We start from the raw sequence: 21330 nt of genomic DNA, 5'->3' as shown, positions 1-21330 counted from the left end.
GATCACAATATTGTCTGATAGATCTCGTAACTTTCATCATCAAAGCAACAAAAGATCACATCATCAAAAGAATCGATTCCATCAAAACTCTTTACAGCAGAAGTTGCTGTAATGGCCGCTTCAATCTTAGGGTAACCAAAGATCCCTGTAGAGATACATGGAAAAGCAATGGACTTACACTCATTTTCTTGGGCAAGTGAGAGTGCATAGATATAACATTTTTCAAGTAGTGCTGATTCACCGTTATTGCCACCTTCCCATTTAGGGCCGACAGCGTGGATGATAAACTCAGCAGGAATATTAAATGCCTTTGTTAAGCGGGCCTCGCCTACAGGGCAACCTCCCATTTCACTTAATTCTTTTTCTAACTCCTCACCACAGGCTGCATGAATAGCGCCATCAACACCACCACCGGCCTTGAGTTCAGAGTTTGCGGCATTAACAATAACGTCCACATCTAGAGTTGTAATATCGGCTTTAATAACTTGAATATTTTTCATAAGAGATTTCTAGCATGAATAAAATTAGATTTCATCGTAAAACTTCAAAATTGTACGAGCATACCAATATTTACGATCCCCTGGCTCTCCATTGTAGTCCACTAACGCTTGATAATAATTATCCATTAGGTCTTGTTCATAATTCTTGGCCAAAAAGACCTTTAAAAGAATCATGCCGTAGATGATAGAAAGCTGAACATCTTCTAAGAATAATTCTTTCTGATTACTCCAGCCACGCTCTCTTAACCAGAGCTGCTGCCACTGATCAGTGCAATTTCCAATAATATCGTTTAAATAATTAGTATTGCGAGAATTCGCATATCGCGGGCCTCTCTCCCCTAGTTGATCAGAGACTTCTTGGGCACCAATAGAAGTAAATTGTGTTAATCCCACTGCTCCGGTGTGGGAAATGGCCGTCATATCAAAATTTGACTCCATTCTCATGAGGGCCACAAAAAGCTTTGCATCCACTTTAAAACACTCAGCAAGAGTGATCGTTTCATAAGCAATCTGAATCACTTGCTCAGTGGGAACTGCTGGATTTTCAGAAAGCATATAAGTGAGAAAATCATTAGGATTGTATTGTTTCTCAATTCGGTAATCCTTAATTAGCTTTTCGTGGTCCACGAAGTATCCCTCTGGAATTGCGGCCACGGCACTTAGTGTTAATAGGCTTAATATAAGTATTTCTAATAATTTTCGCATTTAATAATTATTTCTAATGAAAAACTAAAAGGCAACTTACAAAAAGTTGCCAATAATAGGGTTACATGTAGTGGCTAGCGTTCTATAATCGCAGCACAACTAAGAAAACTTCAAAAAGCTATGGAGGCCTTTGTGAAACCATTTATTGTCGTATGTGACGGAATGGATGCTGACGTATTTGCATCATTACAAGCTGTAAGTGAATTTGACGTACATCCAAAAGCAAAATTAACTCAAGATGAGATTAAAGAACTTCTTCCAAAAGCAAGCGCTCTTGTTATCCGCTCTGCTACAAAGGTTCAAGAAGAATACTTAGAGCTAGCACCAAATCTTAAGTACGTTATTCGTGCTGGAGCTGGTACAGATAATATCGATAAAGTTAAATGTGGTGAGCGTGGGGTAAAAGTTTCTAACACTCCAGGTGCAAATAATAACTCGGCAGCAGAGCACGCCGTTGCTCTTATGATGACTGTTCTTAGACATACTGCTGCAGCAGATGCCACAATGAAAAACGGTGGTTGGGACAAATCAAAGTACACAGGAAATGAGCTAACAAATAAGAAAGTTGGTATCGTTGGTTTTGGTCAAATTGGAAAGATCGTTGCTAAAAGACTTCAAGGTTTTGAACCAGAAGTTAAATTCTTTGATCCATTTTGTGAATCAAGTGATCTAGCGTACGTATCAAAGGCCCAATCAGTAGAAGAAATTTTTGAAACTTGTGACATCATTACACTTCATACTCCTCTAATGGAAGAGACGAAAGGAATGATCAACAAGGACTTATTTAATAAAATGCAGTCTCATGCTATTTTAGTTAATGCTTCTCGCGGAGGAATTGTTAACGAGGAAGACCTTGTTAGTGCTCTTAAAGAAGGTAAGCTAAAAGCAGCTGGCTTTGATGTATTTGCAACAGAGCCACTTGAAGAAGACTCTCCCCTACGCCAAATCCCAAATCTCGTATTAACTCCTCACCTAGGTGCTGCAACAGATGAAGCACAATTAAGAGTTGGAGAAATGGCAGTAAATCAACTTAAAGAATACTTTTTAAATGATAATTTACTACACGAGGTTAAAGCTTAATTATGAAATCACTTGCGATTATTGGTTCTCAATGGGGAGATGAAGGAAAAGGTAAAATCACTGATCTACTTGGATTAAAATGCGATGTTGTTGTTCGCTACCAAGGAGGAAACAACGCTGGTCACACGATCATTGTTGGTGAAAAGAAAGTGGTACTACACTTGATTCCTTCAGGAATTTTACACGATCACTGTGTCTCAGTTATTGGCCATGGTGTTGTTCTAGATCCAGAAGCATTCTCTAAAGAAATAGAAAATGTTAAAAACTCTGGTCTAACTGTTACTCCTGAGAAACTTAAGATTTCTTCGAATACCTCTGTTATCACTTTTTATAACCGTCTTCTTGACGGGCAACGTGAGGCCAAAGGTCCAGTAAAAATCGGAACAACAGGAAAAGGAATTGGCCCAGCTTATGAAGATAAGATTTCAAGAAAAGGGATCAAAGTAAAAGACCTTTTCGACAAAGAAGTTTTAACTGAAAAGCTAAAGGCAAACCTTTTAGAAAAAGAAACTCTTTTCACTAAATTATATGAGTGTGAATACCCAAGTGTTGAAGAAGAAGTAGAAAGACTTATGAGTCTTGCTAAAGAACTTGAACCATTTGTTTGTGATACATTTAGCTTCCTTGATGAAGCAAAGCGCGCTGGTAAGAAGATTCTTTTTGAAGGCGCACAAGGTGTTCTTCTTGATATCGACTTTGGTTCATATCCATTTGTTACATCATCTTCAACTGCTTATGCAGGAATTTACTCTGGAGCGGGACTTCCAGGTGGTACCGTTGAAGAAGTTCTAGGGATTACAAAAGCCTACACTACTAGAGTTGGAGAAGGTCCATTCCCTACTGAATTATTTGATCAAATGGGTGAAGATATTCAAACTAAAGGTGGAGAATTTGGAGCGACAACAGGACGTAAGAGAAGATGTGGATGGCTTGACCTTCCTCTTCTAAAATACTCTGTTAAATGCTCAAACTTAACTTCCATTGCGCTGACTAAGCTTGATGTTCTAAGTGAGATGGGACCACTTCAAGTTTGTACAGGATATGAGTACGAAGGACGTACAATCGATTGTGCCTATCCAGGAATTGATCTTTCAAAAGTTAAACCAATTCTTAAAGAAGTTGCAGGTTTTAACGATGACTTCAAAGGTGAGCTTTCAAAAGAAGTAAAAGATTATATCGCACTAATTGAAGAGGCGATTGAAATCCCAGTTGGAATCATTGCCTTCGGTCCAGAAAGATCTGAAATTAAATTTCTAAAAGAATACTTCTAATTAATCATTCAAAATAAGAAAGATTTTTGGCCTAGGTTCTACCTAGGCCTTTCTATCTTGAACGTTGTTTTGGGAGATGGCCGTTGCAGACTACCATCATTGAGGCGAGTGCCCTATTCAGAGCAACTCATTGGCGTGTGTGATATAGGTTCTATCGCGTCTTTTCTAGAGCGATGTATTTTCTTACTTTCTTAGTCAAAAGGTCTTTGTGCCATACCGGAGAGAGAGAGAGATGATCGAAATGGCACAAAGCTTTTGTACTCGTCGATAGGGACCTTCTCAGGGAGGGACAAGTTGAGATAAGCACAAGGAGTAAGAGGAGTTTTAAAAGCAGAACAAAATAAAGCTTACTTCCTTTTGCGTTCCCTATCGACAAGATTAGAATACGCAAAAGTTGATATGCATTTGTTCAACTATTGTTAGGAATCGGTTTTAAATTGTTAAAAAATTGTCAAAAGTGCCATGAGCGGCGCAGCAATTACAATAACTCTGCAAAAACCTTATTATCTTTAAACTCTTTAAGCTGCACTTGATGAATTTGATTCTTCAAATCACCATCATGAGAAACTTTTACGCGAATAAAGTTGGATGTATAACCTTCCCAAAGTCCGTTCTTATCTTTCTTTTCAAAAAGAACGTTAGAAGTTTCACCAATAAAGTCTTCAGAGAACATATTAAGTTTAGCATCGCCTAACATCATCAGAGTCTTTACTCGACTCTTCTTTACTGGATGTTGGATATGGTCTTCCATACGTGCTGCAACCGTATTCTTTCTCTTAGAGTATGGGAACACATGAAAGTGTGTAATTGGTAATTCTTTTAAGAGGTTAAAAGTATCTTGAAATTGCTCATCTGTTTCACCAGGAAAACCACAAATAACATCGGCCCCAATCCCAGCATTTGGAAAACGTTCAATGATCTTATTTATAATGCGACGATAATCTTCCACAAGATACTTACGCTTCATCTTTGTGAGGATCTCATCATTTCCACTTTGCATAGGAACATGAAAGTGATCAAGAAACTTAGGCGAAGAGGCCATATAATCAAGAAGCTCATCTGTGATAGTATTTGGCTCAACACTTCCAAGGCGAATTCTCTCTAGGCCTTCAAGTGCATTTAGCTCTTTTAAAAGATCCAGAAGTTTTTCACCTGACGTTGTTTCGTATTCACCAATATTAACACCAGTGAGAACAATTTCTTTAAAGCCTTGAGCAATAACACTCTTTGCTTCTTCAATCGCCTGAGCGATTGAGACGGCCTTAGAGCGTCCACGAGCAAAAGGAATAATACAGAATGAACAAACGTAATTACACCCGTCCTGAATCTTTAGAAACGCTCTCGTGTGACCTTCTTCTTTTGAAGTTGCCGCACCAAAGAAATCCTTAGATTTATCAATATGGATTGTATCGGTTTCATCTTCACTTAAATAATCAAAGACTTTATATTTCTCACTTGTTCCAAGAACAAGATCAACACCAGTCATTTTAGCAATGCGTGGGGCATCCATTTGGGCGTAACAGCCAGCGACGACAATCTTTCCATCAGGAGAAGCTCGATGGGCCTTACGAATTAAGTTGCGGCACGTAGAGTCCGCACCATCCGTTACTGTACATGTATTAATAAAAGTAACATCAGCACTATCACCAAATTCAACAACCTCATATCCACGCTCAACAAAGCCTTGAGAAATCGTTCCCGTCTCTGAAAAATTTAAACGACATCCTAAAGTGTGGAATGCCACTTTTTTTTGTGAATTATTATCTGTTGAATTTACTTCTGTCGTCACTGAAGTCTACCTTTATAAAGTCCTGTATTAATCGGCTTAAAATAGACTATTTCGGCTTTCGTGACAAGTTAGGCGATAAAAAATACCATGAGTAAATAAATTTAACTTCCTAAAAAAATTACTATTTTTCTTAACTTTTTTGAAAATCAGCATTGACTTCTGAACCAAGAACACTTATATTCTATCTCACCAAAACACAGATGGTCTCTTAGCTCAGTTGGTTAGAGCATCTCCCTTTTAAGGAGAGGGTCCTGCGTTCGAGTCGCAGAGAGATCACCATTTTGGTTTCCAAATCCGGGAAATAAGTTAGCGCTCCCATCGTCTAGCCCGGTCTAGGACACCGCCTTTTCACGGCGGTAACAGGGGTTCGAATCCCCTTGGGAGTACCAGTTTTATAAAGAAGCCAGACCTAGTCTGGCTTTTTTATTTTTTGGAGGCAGCAATTGCCACGATGGCAAATTGATGCCGAACAACACCGACCGACCACTACGGGAGCTCAGGTGACGGGCCCTATTTTTCATTCAACCTCTAATTCATCAAATAAAGTAACTAGACTAACCATTTCTTTAGAGGATATGTTCTTGGAAAAGTCACTAATAGATCATATGGAGGGGATATGAGATTTCTAGGTTTATTTTTCATCTTAATAACATTAAGCACTCAAGCATTTAATCTACCAGTTGTTGGAATTGGTAAATCGGGAAAAAAACATGAAGCCTATGAGGCCATGATTTCTTGGTGTGATAAAAATAAAGGTCAAATGGATGGTTATATTTGTCGTCGTGTAAGTAGTGAAGCCCACTGCTCATACAACACTTATGTATGCTCTGGGATTTGTATTGTTGGTGAAGAAGCATTAACAGAAGAAGCCCTAAGAGACTTTCAATTTTAATTGAAAATATTTCAATACTTTAGCACTATCAGGTACGAGATTGCGTATAAGAAGTTGCGATACGCGTCTCGTCCTGAAGCTGTATACCCGCTCTATCAGGGGTCTTCAAAGTAACAAAAACTGCATAAATATTTGTCATAACCCTGTTTAAATTACAAAAAGCACGTACCATACTGTGAATAAATACTATATATTGTATAATTAATACTATTTATTAAGGGGTGTACTAAATAGTATGCAAGCGAAAGACTACTTCCATTTGAATCAAAAATATCGTGAGTTCTTTCAAATGCACGTTTTGGCAGCAGTGATGATGATTATCATCTATATTGCCTTCTCATATTTTAATATTGAGCCTCACCTTTTAAAGGCCTTTAATCTTCTTATTCCATTTAATTTATTAATGGCATTTTGTTTTCATAAGAAATACTTTAAAAACCACTTAACGGGCTTCTTTTTTTTCACCGTTGTTGTCGAAAGTTTAATGTGGACTATTTACCCACGTTTGGCTGGATACACTCCAGCCAGCTCTTTTTGTTATATTGCTGCCATTATTATTTTGGCCTTTCATCTTCAGCATACAAATATAAAGTACTGTCTCCTGCACTTTCTTATTATTTCATTTAATAATTTTATGCTTGATGATCCCAATCTCGTATTAATTACATTTCTTCATATATTCATTACAACTGTGAGTTCAATCCAATCGATTATTTTTAGAAATAACGCTACTGAAATTCTACATAAAAAAGAATTCCACAAGAATATTTTAAATCTCAAAAGCTACTTCGCTCATAACTTATTAAATCCCATCAATAATATATTAAATGTCTTTTCATCTGGTATAGAAGATCGAAAGAAAATAGAAGAAAGCCTAATTAAAAATAGCTCTCGTATCGAAGATTTTTTAGACGAAGACTTCGATGACGTTGACCACCTACTCGACTATCAAGTTGATATTTTCAACATTCCAATTTTCAATAACTTTAAGAAGTCTTCGATTATAGTCATCTTATCGATTTGTTTATTCTATATGCTCTATACAATTGATATCCATGCATCGATTTCAAATATCTCATATACTGGCCTAGCAATCGTTATAAACTTTCTAGTTTTTGCCTTTCATCTTTATAAGACAAAGAATCACTACTCTATTCAGAAAGTAAGTTTCTTTTATCTGCTGATAGCACAAATTCTTTTTTCAGCTAAATATTACTTCAGCCATGAGTCTGCTGTCTCACTCTCTCTACTATTGAGTAGCCTTCTATTTACAATAGTCTTAGCGGCCAATACTCGAGAGAAGTATATTTATATTTTATCGACAACGGCTTGCCTTCTCTCTCTTGTCACTGCAGATACAACACATATTATTATGTTTATTTCCTTTATCATTTACTTTACGAAAGTCGTCCTAGGATTCTATTTTAAGCATGAAATTATAAATGCAAGAATTAAAGACCTTGTTAAACAAGAAATATCTTTTGAATACTCAAATAAAATAGAGAAAAACCTAATTCCACTTTTTAGAAACCTTAAAAAAGATATTGATAACTTTATTATGAATAGTAGTGATAATCTCGATACAGAGGTTTTAAAAAGTGCACAGAGCCTCACCGAAGCGGTCTATATACTTAATCAAACAGACGAAAATGGCCAAACAGATTTCAGAAATTAATTAGATAGAGACTTTGCTAATTCAATGGCCTCTTGTACTTCATTGCCTTTAAAGCCTCGTTTTTCAATATAGCGTCGAAAAAAGCCACTCGCCTTTGCCACTAAAGTCTTGCGCTTAGGAATGACAACTAACTCAGCTCGATCTTCGAGGCCATTTAAGATCTCATCCACAACTTCTTCAACAGTGATCATTTTCCAAGGGCCTTCTTTATTTCCCCCCATAATTTGTGCCCCACGGGATCACTCGTTACATTATCCATTAATGGAGAAGGAAAGAAAGTTGGATGATAGCTTCCAACATCGACTCCGAGATGCTTTACTTCTAATCTAATACTATTGCATACAGCGAGCATTCCGGCCTTACTAGCAGCATATGATGCCTGCAAAGGACAATGAACAAATGAGGCCATCGAGCAAATTGCAGCGAGGTAGCCCTTACTTTCTTCAATATACGAAAGTGCAGCTTTAAATGTTCTCCATGAACCATTTAAATTTATATCGATAACTCTTGAGAAGTCTCTTTCATCAGTTGTCGTCATTGGTGCCATTTGAGTTATGCCAGCATTAGCAATAACAATATCAATCTGTCCGTAATGATCGTTAACTTCGGCCATTGCCTTTTTAATCGATTCGTAATCTGTTATATCAACTTCTAATCCTAAGGCGTTGAGCTCACTGGCCTGCTTTTTAACTTGCTCGACATCAAGATCCATTAATGCAAGCTTAGCTCCTCGCTTTTCTAATTCAAGACTCAAGGCCTTTCCTAGTCCTCCAGTTGTACCGGTAATAGCAATGACTTTGTTTTTAAGGTTACTTTTCATGATTATTCTAGATAGATTTTAATGATCTCTCCTTTGCTCCTTTATAACATGTCATAAAAGCTAGGATTTATAACTTGTAAATATGACAGTGTTCATCTTATTAGGTAAGGACCATTGCCGACAATAAGAATCAAGTATTAAGAACATCCTTCCTACATTGAGATTCGGGAAATTATTAGTGGTAAACTTTTCTAGTGAGGGTATTATCAATACTATTCCTATTTGTAATTTCTTCTTTATCTTTGGCCCAAAGTAAGCGCGCCAATGAGCTTTCTATTAAATTTGATAATGATGCTGCCTTTGAAACAGATAAGTACTACTCCAATGGAATTGAACTTATGTATAAAAGGAGGTTTGGTGGCCAAAGCTCGTTAACAAAGTTTCGTCTTGGAGTTGCCCACAAGATCTTCACTCCAGAAGCAACTCTGAGTACAGCTGTTGTCGAAGGAGACCATCCATATACAGGATTACTCTATGGAATCTTTGGGTTTAGCCACGTAAATAATAGCTATTATCTAAGGGCCGATCTCTGGTATGGAAAACAAGGCCCAGATGCAAAGGCCGGATCACTTCAAAATCTCTTTCATCGTATGACACCATCATCTGAAGTAAATGGATGGCAAAATCAAACAAGTAATCAAACATTTTATAATGGTGAGTTTAAGATTATAAAAATTAATCGAGGTCCCGTTTTTGAATTCTCTCCCTGGCTACAAGGGCACACGGGTGGGCTTCTTAGAGATGTAGAACTTGGCCTTAAGATGGCCATCCATCTTGGTTTTCTTGAATTCTTTACAAATGGATCTGTTGTAAATAATTACTTCAATGCCATTTTACAAGGCTCAAAGAAGCAAGATTCTACTTATGTAATTGCCAGTGAGGATATGAAAGATATCTACTATAAGGCCGATGCAGGATTTCACCTTCTCCTAAAATCATTTCGTCTAACTTTAAAAGTGAATTATTATAGCGCTCAATTTGAAGGAGCAAAAGATCATACCTACGCGACTTTAGAGACAGCTTTCTACTTTTAATCTCTAAGAATTGAGTAATATTTCATATCCCAAAACTTATTGCGATGATAAATCTCACGTCTTAATGTTCCCTCATAGGTCATTCCAAGCTTTTGCATAACCCTCTCACTTGCAAGGTTTTCAGACTTACATCGGCATTGAATTCGCTCAATATCAAAGTGCTCAAAGCAATACTCAATAACAGCATCGGCAGCTTCTACAATAATCCCTTGTCCCCAGTACTCATCATTTAGGACATAGGCCAATTCCATACTCTTATTCTTCGTTGATACCCAAAAGCATCCTACACAACCAATCAACTTTCCCTCACCTTTTAAAGTAATGGCAAAAGGCTCGGGAACTCCTTGCTCGTAATTTGAAAATGCATATTTTTCGATGAAGTCGATACTATCCTGGACAGATTCATGAGGCTCCCAAAGGGTGTATTTTGATATATGTGGCTTCTTGCCATATTCGAAAATGGCATCTTGGTCACTTAGTCTAATTTCTCTAAGCTCAAGTCGTTTTGTTTCAATTTTTGGTGGATGCCACATTTTTACCCTCCCCAGGAGATTCACTAAATATCAGATTTTATTATAAAGACAAAAAATTTACATAGGAAGTGCATTTTTCTATTGTGCGAAATTTGAGACAGGAATATTATATAACCTAGATATATAAATAAGGTATATATCTTAAGTATATACTAATAACTTATGAGGAAATTAATGATGAAAAAGCTTAGCCTACTGTTACTCCTATCTTTGATGTTCAACACTTCTTTAACGTTTGCACAAGAAGATTGGTCAGACTCAACAAGTGAGACTGAAACAGCAACAGAATATGAAAGTTCTGATAATGCACCAGCAACTGATTGCTCGGCGACTGATGATTGTGTAGATACTTCGTCAGAAGAATCATCTACACTTGGATCTGAGACAACGTCCGATGACTCTGATCTAGAAGTCGAATATTAAACCCTTTTCGCAGCGGCCATAGTGGTCGCTGCCTTCGTTTACTAACCAGCTTTATCGTGTATATAATATGCTTGTGAAAGACTTAGCATTTTCAAGAATACTTTTAGATATTATGCCCTTTATTGTTCGCTCAATTAGAGACGAAGTTAAGGCCGTGGCATCTCCACGTATTTCCTATCCCCAATTTAGGGCCTTATCAAATATCGGTCGCGGACTGACGACAGTGGGTGAATTGGCCGAACATCATGGAATTAGCCAACCCGCCATGACAAAGACCATCAATATTCTTGTTGATGAAGGGCTTGTTACAAAGAAGAAGTCAGTTGAAGATGGAAGACTAACACTATTAAGCTTAAGCACTAAGGGCCAGGGACTTTACAATGAGGTCTGGTCAGAAGTTCAAGAAAAGATCTCAGTAAAACTTAAAGACTTTCCTATAAAAAATAGAAAGATGATGGTTTCAAATCTTGAGAAATTAAAAAGTATTATTAGTTAGGACTTTTGAAATCGATTGATATAAGTACAATGCTTACAGAACTCCTCAACTCTCTTATTATTATCAAAGCCTTTTCTCATTGCAATTGCTCTGTCTGACTTTAATATACCAGCAAGGTCTTGTTCAAATGCATTTCCAAGTGGAATCTGACATTCCTTATCCAGGCAACAAGGTACGACTGTACCGTCAGCATGGATTCCAATATGTGATTTAAGAGCATGGCAACGGCCGATCTCACCCTGATTTGGAAGATCCCAAGAAGGCCAATCAAAATGCGTATCAAAATGAAGATAGACACGATTCCAAATTCTCTTACTTTTAATTGATTCAACTTGTGTACGACGATTCACTTCAATATCGTAAAAGCGCTCAAGGATCTGGAAGACTTCTTCATTTTCTTCCATAATCTGCTCATTTCGGCCGAGATTCCAAAGTCGATAATTCACATATGTCTCAGGTGAGACTTCATTTAACTCACGAGAGAAATCGAGAATAGGACGCAAGTAAGTGTAGAAATCGCGATTGGGAAAATTATCTTTATAACTTTGTATCGAAAAATTTATTTGCCTAAGAACCTTGCTTTTTAGAAGGATCTCTTTTCGATTGGCAATCACCACACCATTAGTCGTTATCTGAACAGGTACGTTATTTTCTTCACATATCTCCATCATCTTAACAAAGTTAGGATGGGCCAGCGGCTCCCCCATTAAATGAAGACATACTTGTTTCGCCAAAGGCTTAGCTTGCTTTAGAACCTTTTCAAAATCCTCAGGGCCCATGACTTTATTATCGCGTTCCACCACTGGACAGAATGAGCACTGCAAATTGCAAATATTTGAAATTTCGATAAAGATTCTGTCTAACATAATCCATTTCTAACACGCTTCATCATGGCATGTCATGCTTTTTGACGAATGGCATATAGCACTCGATAATTATTATATTCAACAAAACTTAGGGAGTTCAAAATGAAGCAATTTCTATTGGTATTAGCTATTTTTATAAGCTCGGTATCGGCCCAAGCAAGCCTTGATCAATTCTGTAAATCAAAGAAAGGCGATACTGGTCACTATAAGAATGGTGATAACTACTATATCTACAAAGGAGCTTTTCTCTATAAATTTGAAGAAGATCAAATTAGATTGATCTTTTCAAAATATGAAATCCGTTCAGTAAGAGAACACGATAATAAGATCTATATCCTTACTCCAGACTATGTTTTTGTCCACCGTCTCGGTGACTATGGATTCGTCACAAGTTTTCCAACTACCGATCAGCAAATTACAAAGAAGCATCAAACGGCTCAAGATATGGCAATACTCAATGATAAACTCTTTATCGCTCACGGCTCACTTGGCCTAATAAAGATTGACCTTCTTGGAAATAGCATCGAATCAAATCATCAATTTGACCTACCTCACGAAAGAGGACAAGTATCAACAGCAACAGGAATTGATACTTATAATGGAAGACTTTTTGTGATGCTCGATAATGTTACTTACAACTTCTCAACAAAGAAGAGGGCCTATGAAGGACTGGTTATCTTAGACGAAAATATGAATCAACAAAGAGTTGTTCCAATTCGTCAAAATAGAGAAGCACTACATATGCCAAAGGCCATCATTTCTGGCGGATTCCTTATTTCAAGAAATATGCAAAACCTATATTTTTATAAATTAAGTGAATTAGATCGAGTCAGAACACTCTGGCCCAAGCGTAGACTTTACGACTTTGCAGGAGTGGATTTAGACTCAAATCCTTGGATATCAAATGGACAAGTATATGGATGCTTTAATCGATATGATGGAAAAGGGTTTAAATACATGCACAGAGAATTTCAATTATAAAATAAGAAAGCCTAGCAATTGCTAGGCTCTCCTCTATTATGAGAATAAGGTTTTATTTAACAAATTCAATATGTCCTTCATTAATTCTCTCCAATTCCTCATCTAAATTAGGAACAGAAAGTTTTAATTTAATATAGGCATCAATTTCTCTATCTCCAAGAAGAGCATTTAAGTCTTCTCCATTAACAACATTTTCATTAATCATATTTCTGATAAGATCACGTAGCCCCGCAAGACCTTCAACATCACCTCTTTCAACCATTTGTTCAATTTGTTCTCTTTCTTTTCTATTGAAGTCAAATAAGTGAGAGATTCCAGTTGTTGCCTGTGAAACTAGGTAGAAAGCTGCACCAATACCGTCTGAAGTTAACGAGATACCTTTTCCAGTATACTGTGTACCTTTTTCAAGATTGTCAGCACCAACTAGGAATGTTGTTAGTTCAGAAGATTCTTCACTGGCCTTAGCAATAAGTTCAAGTGCCTCTTCTGTTGCCATTGAAGAAATATCAATTGGCTTCTCGAGTACTTTTGAAAGGAATTCATTTAAGTCCGTTAAAAGCTCTGATCCTTTTGTCGTCGCTTCTAAAGCTAGTTCTACGATTCTCTCAATTCGTGAAAGACGTGTTGCCTTTGATAATAGCTTTGCAACTTCTTCTGTTGCCATCGATGTAATATCAATAGGCTTCTCTAATACTCTTGATAAGAATTCATTAATATTTGTCAGTAGCTCTGATCCTTCTGTTGTACCTTGATAAGCAAGGTCTAGGATATGATCTAGAACCTCACCAGTTTTCTCTAAGCTTGGCTCTAGGAAAATATAGATTTTTCTTGAAGCTTGAAGACCAGCTTTTGTAGCATCTCCAGATACTTCAAAAACCATCGCAATTCCATCGGCAGTGAAACGGAATACTGGTTTTGAAACTTCAGATATTTTAATAACTTGTTTAGCAATTTGTTCAGATGTACGGTAAGAAGACTGAAGACTCTTTGAAATTAAAGCTTCAAGTTGTTCACCAGTAATATCTGCGACTTCAACTGTTTTATCAATTGAACTTTTTCCGGCATCATATAATGCCTCTGATACTTTTGAAGAAGCACCTAGAGATGCATCTCTCATTTCAACTGCGTTTGCTTGAAGTGCTATTAATGTAAGCAATGCTGCTGCTGTCATCTTTTTCATTTCTATCCTCTCTGTGTATATGTATGTTTTGTTATTTTGTCTTATAAATGGGGGCCTAAAATGGCCCCCAGTAGGAATGATTATTTAATTCCGTATACTTGTTTAAGATTTTCTTCTAAGTTAGGAACTGTAAGCTTAAGCTTGATATAAGCATCAACTGCATTGTCATCAAGTAGAGCATTAAGATCTTCACCATTTGCGATATTTTCGTTGATATTGTGTCTGATTAGATCACGAAGACCTGCTAGACCTTCAACATCACCTCTTTCAACCATTTGCTCAATCTGCTCTCTTTCTTTTCTGTTGAAATCAAATAATTGAGAGATACCAGTTGTCGCTTGAGAAACTAGGTAAAATGCTGCTCCTATTCCGTTAGAAGTTAGAGAAATTCCCTCTCCAGTATACTCAATACCTTTTTCAAGATTTTCAGCACCTAGTAAGAACTCAGAAACCTTAGTTGACTGCTCACTTGCTTTTTCAACTAGCTTTGCAATTTCTTCTAAAGTCATTGTTGTAATATCTAGTGGCTTTTCAAAAACCTCTGATAGGAATCTATTAATATCAGTAATTAGTTCAGATGCTTCTGATGTTCCTTCAAATGCAAGCTCGATGATTTCCATTAAGAATTCACCAGTTTGCTCAAGAGTTGGCTCAAGAAAAATATAGATTTTCTTTGAAACATCGAGACCTGCTTTCGTTGCATCTCCAGATACTTCAAATACCATTGCAAGACCTTTACCTGTTAAACGGAAAGCTGGCTTAGATACTTCTGATAGCTTAACGATCTGTTTAGCGATCGTCTCTGAAGCTCTGTAAGATGACTGTAGATTCTTAGAAATAAAAGCTTCTAATTGCTCACCTGTAAAGTCAGCTACTTTAACTGTTTCATCTGTAGCACTTTTTCCTGCATCATAAATAGCTTCTGAAACTTTTGAAGAAGCACCAAGAGATGCATCTCTCATTTCAACTGCGTTTGCTTGAAGTGCGATTAGTGTAAGTAGTGCTGTTGCTGTCATTTTTTTCATTTTGTTCTCCTTTTTTGTTTTTTGTATTTTTAAAATTATTGGTTTGAATAAATCTTCATTGACATAATTCGTGATTCGTTTCTTATATTTCTAATTAAATCTAGTACTCTTGCTAAATCTTGTACTTCATCTTCATAGTTTGCTTTAACATCTTCTAATAACTGGTTCTCCATCTCTTCTAATTCGTGGGCCTTTGTATTGTGACGTTCAAAGTCTGAGTCCTTAACAACTAGTGGAATTCCATAATCATGATCATTTGGTTTAACTCTTGTTGATTTACGAAGCTCATTCCATCTGTTAATTCTTTTTCCAAGCTCAGTCTCTTCTTCCATATTCTTATCTAAGAAGTTACCAACCTCTTCATCAATATAAGCTTGCTTAATCTTAAAGATTGCGCCTGTTAGAATTGAAAGATTCTTTAAACCTTGCTCAACATCTCTAGTTTCGCCAGCAAGTTTTAACTCTTCATATTTTTCAAATAAGCGATCAACATCAAATTCTTCTAAGATGTCTTTAATAAACTTTTCACGCTTAATCTTTTTATAGCGGTGGTGGTGCTGAGGACCAACTCTTCTGCGATATACTTTGTAGTCAGATTCTTCCATTCCAAACAATGACTTCTTAACATGCTTTAAAAGGTCGATATCACTTGGAAAGAACATTCCTTGCTCTTGGGCCTTTTCAAGGTCATCTAAATCTTCCTCATTTGAAAACTTACTTTCAGTAAACTTATCCAATAGTGAGTAAGGCAGAATTACTCTTTCATGTGCAAAGTCACTACTAGGGAAAGCTGCTTGAAATAATTCATTTGATTCTGAAGCACAATTGTTAGTGATAAACTTATAATCACCTTCGTACTCCCAATATGTTTCTAGAACTTTATGGATAAAGTCACGTTTCTCTTCTTTTGATAAATAGATAGGTTGGCTAATTAGGTCTCTTAACTCTCCACCATTGTACTCATTAAGTACTTCTGGAAATGAAAGCATAAATAACACTGAATCATATCCACCAAAGACACCTTTTAACATGTCACTTTTAATATCTGAAACGTTGGCACGATAAGATAGAACAACATGGTATAATTTATCTTTTAGACAGTTCTCATCGACTTTCTTTCTAAAAGGAGCACAAAGAACAATTCTAAACATTGAGTGACCAAAACCAGAAATTACAGAGTCACCTTTTGAAGCAAGTAAGTAATCAACACGATAAACACGATCTGGGTTTATATCTCTTACTGTTTTAAGATCGTCTAAAACAATCTTAGAATAGATTTCACAATTATTATCTTCAAATGGCCTGTGATTTAATAACTCACTATAGAACTTATAATAACTTGGTCTTTTACACTTATAGTCCTTATCCATTAAAAAGAATTCAAAGTTAACAGCATTATGCTCGTCTAGATTTTCATATTCGTACGAATCTGCTGATCTCTTATTTGAAAGATTCTTTGTTTTCTTTTTAAAGAATCCCTTCTTCCAATTTGCTAATTTAAAAAATGAGTGTAGTCCACTAATCGACTTTCTATTTCTCTCTTGTGAAAGTACAGCACGACATTCTGAAGACACATGATTGCGATCTTCTTTTTCTCTTTCACAAATACGTGCCTTTGATTTATGCTCGTCCGTTCTGACATATTTTAAGTCATAGAGGTGGGCAAGTTCATGTAGAATAGTTGCCTGGGCCTTACGAAGATAGTTTCGATGACCACAGTTAAATTGAACTGTGTCTTCTTCATTGTTGATAATCTCGTTTATAAATAGAGAAGATATTTTTATTTCATCGCGATTAAAGAAACTTACTTTTCCATACTTAATCCCAGCTGCATCATCACAACGATTTGTAGGAAATTTTGAAAAGGCTTCGTTCTCTTTAAATTTCGTAAAGGTAATTTCAACTGCTTCACCAATGGCATCGCGAACCGTGGCAGGAACTTTCTCATCAACATTAGATAGGAATCTTTCAATATTAGGGACTAGGTCTTTTGGGACACTCTTCTTATTAAGCTTAAACACTGGCCCACTATAAGAGAAAGCCACTGTTGTTAATAAAGTAGTCACTAAGTACTTAAAAGTTTGTTGTTTCATAACATTCCTTAAACAGTTGTCTAAAACTTGTTCAGCTTGAGATAGTTAACTAGCTGAATCTCGTTCTCATTTGTTTGTTTGGAATATTATGTTGCAACCACTGTGCCAAAACTGATTTTGTTCAGTGTTTAATAGTTATTCACCCCACTTTCAATATCTTCGATATTTTCTCCGCATATACGCAATGGAGCCTGACCATTATAGCTAAGAGGAATTGTCTCCAGTAGAGTCCCCACAGCATCATCTTCATCCAGATAGCCTCGACATTCTATTGAGTTATTTCCATAAGTAATAACTTTATAGGAATAGAAGCTGGCAGGTGCCCTTTCACTTAGCTCTGGAGTTTCTTGAATACACGAGAAAAGAATTATCAGTAATATTATCCACTTTGATTCGTTCATAAGGAGTTTATCGGTTTAATTCGAATGGTGAGGAGTTAAGAAAAAATGAAAAGGGAGCTTGTGGCCCCCTTTAAGAAAATCTGAATCGCTAAAAGTTACCTGTATTCGAACCTGAACCAAAGCCTTGACTTGAGTTTGCGCTGGCCTCTGAACTAGCTGAGCTAGAACCTAGTCCACCTAAAAGGTGTCGAGAAGTGAAACGTATATAATCAATACTTTCTTCTGCACCAAATGAAGAAGTGTAAGCATGAAAGCTTGATAGGAAGTGATGCCAAAGCATTCTTCTAAAACCTTCCTCTTCTTCTGTTCGAATAATTATTCCTGCACTTCTAAAAAGCGGTTGAACCCATCCCCAATAGAGATCAATAATCTGAGGAGTTAATCGTGCTCCAACTGAGTCCTTATCTGAGACATTCTTTGTGTTATATGCCAAAGACAAGAATTCATCCGCTATATTCTTATGAATCATTAACTCTTGGAAGACCTCTTTGTAATTTGCTGTGAGGTTATCTGCATTTGACATCGACTCATCAACCTTGAATGGCCGTTGAGTAATTGCCGCGTTCAGATTCTCTCGAAATAAACTAAAGATAACGTCTTCTTTCGACTTAAAGTAATTATAGTAAGTTCCAATTCCCAATCCACACACCTGGGCCAATTCTCGCATTCCTACTTCATCGACCCCTTTTTGAGTAAATAATTCCATTGAGTTTTTTAGAATCATTTCTCTTGTTCGTTGTTTTTTAATCTCACGTAATCCTGCCATAACACCTCCTTCATGGTCAGCGTCGAACTAGCAGCTCCCGAGCGATTCAGTCGAGAACTCTTTCTATATTGATCATAGTCGATAGATGAATGACGCTCATCTTAATTAAGTTAAAAGATGGTAATTCATTGGTAAAAATTTAGTCAGAACACCTTCATATTTACGAAGTCGAGCTTTTTACCTATAATTTGCGAATGAAATTCCTACTTAAATTAGTTCCGACGTTAGTCTCTTGGTATTTACGATTTGTCAGACTGACTTCTAAGATAACTGTCTTAAATAAAGAAAATCTTGAAAAGGCCAAGAGCATGAGCAAGCATGGCAATTATGCTCTCGCTGCTTGGCATGAACACTATCCTACAAGTGTAATTAGTGAGATTGATACAGGCATGATTGTCATGGCCTCGAAATCAAAAGATGGAACACTTGCAGCAGATACCGTTATGAAATTAGGCTTTACTCCAACGCGAGGAAGTTCATCACGAGGCGGTGCCCAGGCCCTCGAGTCCATGATCAGTCAAATTTCGCAAACTAGTCTTTGCGCTGCAATTACGGTGGACGGGCCGCGAGGACCTCGCCACAAACCAAAACGAGGAATAGTTCACGTTAGTCACGAATGTGAAATACCAATACTTCCAATTCAATGTGTTTCCAGTAGACATATCTGCTTTGAAAAAAGCTGGGATAAGACGAAGCTTCCAAAGCCATTTGGTCATATCTACATCAATTACGGTGAACCTTTTTTCGCAAAGGGTCTAAATAAAGAAGACCTCATTAAGTATTCTGAGCAGATTGTCGCATCGCAAGAGCTACTAACTAAAGAAAATCGTCTATACGTCGACTTCTAAGTACTTAAATATACGTAATTAAATCAGAGTTTTTGATGAATTAAGTCGTGAAATTATGTGTCGGAAGTGGTAGAAATTTAAGTTAGTATTAAGAGTTCAATAAGAATACATTATATAAATACTTATTAAATATCAGAAAGTGAGATGTTATGGCAGAAAAGTTGCTTGAAATTAAGAACCTAACAGTTGAATTTCAAACTGAAGATGAATCAGTAAAGGCCGTCAAAAGCCTCAACCTATCAATTCCAAAAGGAAAAACTGTTGGACTTGTTGGTGAGTCAGGGTCTGGTAAATCTGTTACTTCCCTTGCAATCATGGGCCTAATCCCTAATCCTCCAGGTCGTATCAGCGAAGGTGAAATCCTTTATCATGGTGAAGACCTAACAAAAGTTTCAAATGAAAGACTTAGACAACTTCGTGGTAATAAGATCGCAATGATCTTCCAAGAGCCTATGACTTCATTAAACCCAGTTTTTACAACAGGTAATCAAATTGATGAAGTACTAATGCTTCACCAAGGGATGAATAAAGAAGAAGCTCGCAAGAGAACAATCGAATTATATGAAGAAGTTGGTATTCCTGAGCCTAAAGAATCAGTAAATAAATATCCTCACCAAATGTCAGGTGGTCAAAAGCAACGTGTAATGATTGCAATGGCAATGGCATGTGAGCCAGAACTTCTAATTTGTGATGAGCCTACAACAGCTCTTGACGTTACAATCCAAAAGCAAGTTCTTGAACTAATGTTTGATCTACAAAGAAAGCACGGAATGAGTATGCTATTCATTACTCACGACCTTGCTGTTATTGCAGACATTGCAGATGAAGTTGCCGTAATGTTTAGAGGTGATCTTGTTGAGCAAAACACTACGAAAGCACTATTTGAAAATCCACAACACCCATATACAAAAGGTCTTCTAGCTTGTCGTCCAAGTCTTGATGAAAACCCAGTTAGACTTCTAACTGTTGATGACTTCTTAAATGCAAAAGAAGATATTGATGTTTCATCACTTGAAATGAAGAAGCCAAGAGCAATTAGTGAAACAGAAAACCCAGTACTTCTTGAAATTAAAAACTTCAATAAGCACTTCCCAATTAAAGGTGGAATCTTTGGACGTACTGTTGATTGGTTCAAGGCCGTTGATGATGTAAGCCTTCAGGTTAGAAAAGGTCGTACCCTAGGACTTGTTGGTGAGTCAGGTTGTGGAAAGACTACTCTTGGGCGTTCAATTCTTAGACTTCTTGAGCCAACAGCTGGTGAAGTTATCTATGATGGAATTAACGTTACAAACTTAAATAAAAAAGAAATGAGAGAAATTAGAGAGAGAATGCAAATCATTTTCCAAGATCCATACTCATCTCTTAATCCACGTATGACTATTGGTGATATCATTACTGAGCCAATGGTAATTCACGGTATTGGTTCAACAAAGAGAGAAAGATATGATGTTGCGGCCGACCTTCTTGAAAAAGTTGGTCTTAAAGGTGATCACCTTAACCGTTACCCACACGAATTCTCAGGTGGACAACGTCAAAGAATTTGTATCGCACGTGCCCTATCACTTAAACCAGAATTTATCATCTGTGATGAGTCGGTATCAGCGCTAGACGTATCAGTTCAGGCACAAGTACTTAACCTACTTCAAGACCTCCAAGATGAGCTAGGTCTTACATATATCTTCATTTCACACGACCTATCTGTTGTTAAGTATATCTCAGATGAAATTGGTGTTATGAACAAAGGTCAAATTGTAGAATATGGTCCAGCTGAAGAAGTTTACCATAATCCAAAAGACGAATACACGAAGAAGCTTCTTAGCGCGATCCCTAGAGGGGTTCCAAAAGAACTACTTCAAGAATAAAAGAAAGTTAAAGTTTAGTTCATAAAAAGAAAGGAGGCACAATGCCTCCTTTTTTTTATTGAGACATTTCGTATATAATAAGTTGATGGA

General features: G+C 36.9%; 22 protein-coding genes and 2 tRNA genes. 12 read left to right on the top strand and 12 right to left on the bottom strand.

From position 1 onward, the window contains the following. Positions 1 to 2: 2 nt before the first annotated feature. Both BALOs_RS02030 and BALOs_RS02025 read right to left on the bottom strand, forming a co-directional pair. Positions 3 to 500 carry a macro domain-containing protein gene (locus BALOs_RS02030; protein WP_115361977.1) on the bottom strand — a complete coding sequence of 166 codons (498 nt, stop codon included), beginning with the start codon at positions 498 to 500 and terminating at the stop codon, positions 3 to 5. Positions 501 to 524: 24 nt separating this feature from the next. Next, complete coding sequence (locus BALOs_RS02025) at positions 525 to 1205, bottom strand: transglycosylase SLT domain-containing protein (protein WP_120404157.1); 681 nt, start codon at positions 1203 to 1205, stop codon at positions 525 to 527. Positions 1206 to 1337: 132 nt separating this feature from the next. On the opposite strand from BALOs_RS02025, the gene BALOs_RS02020 reads away from it, so the two are divergent. Next, positions 1338 to 2285: a hydroxyacid dehydrogenase gene (locus tag BALOs_RS02020; RefSeq protein WP_158536870.1), complete on the top strand. Its 948-nt coding sequence runs from the start codon at positions 1338 to 1340 to the stop codon at positions 2283 to 2285. A gap of 2 nt (positions 2286 to 2287) precedes the next feature. Next, complete coding sequence (locus BALOs_RS02015; RefSeq protein WP_115361983.1) at positions 2288 to 3556, top strand: adenylosuccinate synthase; 1269 nt, start codon at positions 2288 to 2290, stop codon at positions 3554 to 3556. A 478-nt stretch (positions 3557 to 4034) separates the two neighbouring features. On the opposite strand, the gene mtaB is transcribed toward BALOs_RS02015, so the two are convergent. Beyond that, entirely contained in the window at positions 4035 to 5345 is a 1311-nt protein-coding gene (gene mtaB, locus BALOs_RS02010) for a tRNA (N(6)-L-threonylcarbamoyladenosine(37)-C(2))-methylthiotransferase MtaB (RefSeq protein ID WP_115361985.1), read from the bottom strand. Between the two features lie 202 nt (positions 5346 to 5547). On the opposite strand from mtaB, the gene BALOs_RS02005 reads away from it, so the two are divergent. From BALOs_RS02005 to BALOs_RS01990, 4 genes are all read left to right on the top strand, one after another. After that, positions 5548 to 5624, top strand: a tRNA-Lys gene (locus tag BALOs_RS02005). Positions 5625 to 5656: 32 nt separating this feature from the next. After that, positions 5657 to 5734, top strand: a tRNA-Glu gene (locus BALOs_RS02000). A 227-nt stretch (positions 5735 to 5961) separates the two neighbouring features. After that, complete coding sequence (locus tag BALOs_RS01995; protein ID WP_120404156.1) at positions 5962 to 6237, top strand: hypothetical protein; 276 nt, start codon at positions 5962 to 5964, stop codon at positions 6235 to 6237. A gap of 235 nt (positions 6238 to 6472) precedes the next feature. Further along, a complete protein-coding gene (locus BALOs_RS01990; RefSeq protein ID WP_120404155.1) occupies positions 6473 to 7912 on the top strand; it encodes a hypothetical protein in 1440 nt (479 codons plus the stop codon). Here the strand turns inward: BALOs_RS01990 and BALOs_RS15280 are convergent. Together BALOs_RS15280 and BALOs_RS01985 are read right to left on the bottom strand one after the other, a co-directional pair. Continuing rightward, complete coding sequence (locus tag BALOs_RS15280) at positions 7909 to 8133, bottom strand: hypothetical protein (RefSeq protein WP_205570966.1); 225 nt, start codon at positions 8131 to 8133, stop codon at positions 7909 to 7911. The genes BALOs_RS01990 and BALOs_RS15280 overlap by 4 nt on opposite strands. After that, the gene (locus BALOs_RS01985; RefSeq protein ID WP_205570965.1) at positions 8100 to 8732 is read right to left on the bottom strand and encodes an SDR family NAD(P)-dependent oxidoreductase; all 633 of its coding nucleotides are present in this window, start codon (positions 8730 to 8732) and stop codon (positions 8100 to 8102) included. Before BALOs_RS01985 ends, BALOs_RS15280 begins: the two co-directional genes overlap by 34 nt. 194 nt (positions 8733 to 8926) lie before the next feature. On the opposite strand from BALOs_RS01985, the gene BALOs_RS01980 reads away from it, so the two are divergent. Further along, positions 8927 to 9766 carry a lipid A-modifier LpxR family protein gene (locus BALOs_RS01980; protein WP_120404154.1) on the top strand — a complete coding sequence of 280 codons (840 nt, stop codon included), beginning with the start codon at positions 8927 to 8929 and terminating at the stop codon, positions 9764 to 9766. Here the strand turns inward: BALOs_RS01980 and BALOs_RS01975 are convergent. Then, the gene (locus BALOs_RS01975; protein WP_115361999.1) at positions 9763 to 10299 is read right to left on the bottom strand and encodes a GNAT family N-acetyltransferase; all 537 of its coding nucleotides are present in this window, start codon (positions 10297 to 10299) and stop codon (positions 9763 to 9765) included. The two genes, BALOs_RS01980 and BALOs_RS01975, sit on opposite strands and share 4 nt — an antisense overlap. A gap of 177 nt (positions 10300 to 10476) precedes the next feature. On the opposite strand from BALOs_RS01975, the gene BALOs_RS01970 reads away from it, so the two are divergent. Both BALOs_RS01970 and BALOs_RS01965 read left to right on the top strand, forming a co-directional pair. Then, positions 10477 to 10722, top strand: a complete 246-nt coding sequence (locus tag BALOs_RS01970) for a hypothetical protein (RefSeq protein WP_115362000.1) — start codon at positions 10477 to 10479, stop codon at positions 10720 to 10722. A 73-nt stretch (positions 10723 to 10795) separates the two neighbouring features. Further along, the gene (locus BALOs_RS01965) at positions 10796 to 11218 is read left to right on the top strand and encodes a MarR family winged helix-turn-helix transcriptional regulator (protein ID WP_158536871.1); all 423 of its coding nucleotides are present in this window, start codon (positions 10796 to 10798) and stop codon (positions 11216 to 11218) included. On the opposite strand, the gene BALOs_RS01960 is transcribed toward BALOs_RS01965, so the two are convergent. Continuing rightward, positions 11215 to 12084, bottom strand: a complete 870-nt coding sequence (locus tag BALOs_RS01960; RefSeq protein ID WP_120404153.1) for a radical SAM/SPASM domain-containing protein — start codon at positions 12082 to 12084, stop codon at positions 11215 to 11217. The genes BALOs_RS01965 and BALOs_RS01960 overlap by 4 nt on opposite strands. 102 nt (positions 12085 to 12186) lie before the next feature. Between BALOs_RS01960 and BALOs_RS01955 the strand changes: the two genes are divergently transcribed. After that, positions 12187 to 13065 carry a hypothetical protein gene (locus BALOs_RS01955; protein WP_120404152.1) on the top strand — a complete coding sequence of 293 codons (879 nt, stop codon included), beginning with the start codon at positions 12187 to 12189 and terminating at the stop codon, positions 13063 to 13065. A gap of 52 nt (positions 13066 to 13117) precedes the next feature. Here BALOs_RS01955 and BALOs_RS01950 read toward each other — a convergent pair whose 3' ends face one another. The 5 genes from BALOs_RS01950 to BALOs_RS01930 form a co-directional block, all read right to left on the bottom strand. Continuing rightward, a complete protein-coding gene (locus tag BALOs_RS01950; RefSeq protein ID WP_120404151.1) occupies positions 13118 to 14245 on the bottom strand; it encodes a hypothetical protein in 1128 nt (375 codons plus the stop codon). Between the two features lie 80 nt (positions 14246 to 14325). After that, complete coding sequence (locus BALOs_RS01945; protein WP_115362005.1) at positions 14326 to 15270, bottom strand: hypothetical protein; 945 nt, start codon at positions 15268 to 15270, stop codon at positions 14326 to 14328. A gap of 35 nt (positions 15271 to 15305) precedes the next feature. Next, positions 15306 to 17363 carry a DUF4105 domain-containing protein gene (locus tag BALOs_RS01940; RefSeq protein WP_120404150.1) on the bottom strand — a complete coding sequence of 686 codons (2058 nt, stop codon included), beginning with the start codon at positions 17361 to 17363 and terminating at the stop codon, positions 15306 to 15308. A 128-nt stretch (positions 17364 to 17491) separates the two neighbouring features. After that, entirely contained in the window at positions 17492 to 17764 is a 273-nt protein-coding gene (locus tag BALOs_RS01935; protein ID WP_120404149.1) for a hypothetical protein, read from the bottom strand. An 88-nt stretch (positions 17765 to 17852) separates the two neighbouring features. After that, positions 17853 to 18530, bottom strand: coding sequence for a TetR/AcrR family transcriptional regulator (locus tag BALOs_RS01930; RefSeq protein ID WP_115362008.1), 678 nt, complete (start codon positions 18528 to 18530; stop codon positions 17853 to 17855). A 194-nt stretch (positions 18531 to 18724) separates the two neighbouring features. Here BALOs_RS01930 and BALOs_RS01925 point away from each other — a divergent pair, with 194 nt between their 5' ends. Both BALOs_RS01925 and BALOs_RS15520 read left to right on the top strand, forming a co-directional pair. Continuing rightward, complete coding sequence (locus BALOs_RS01925; protein WP_115362009.1) at positions 18725 to 19378, top strand: lysophospholipid acyltransferase family protein; 654 nt, start codon at positions 18725 to 18727, stop codon at positions 19376 to 19378. Positions 19379 to 19527: 149 nt separating this feature from the next. Next, positions 19528 to 21240, top strand: coding sequence for an ABC transporter ATP-binding protein (locus tag BALOs_RS15520; protein ID WP_115362010.1), 1713 nt, complete (start codon positions 19528 to 19530; stop codon positions 21238 to 21240). Positions 21241 to 21330: the final 90 nt, after the last annotated feature.

The organism is Halobacteriovorax sp. BALOs_7 (assembly GCF_003612895.1).
GTDB classification, from domain to species: domain Bacteria; phylum Bdellovibrionota; class Bacteriovoracia; order Bacteriovoracales; family Bacteriovoracaceae; genus Halobacteriovorax_A; species Halobacteriovorax_A vibrionivorans.
Note: the sequence above shows the minus strand (reverse complement) of the source record. Positions and strands in the feature narration are given on the sequence as shown.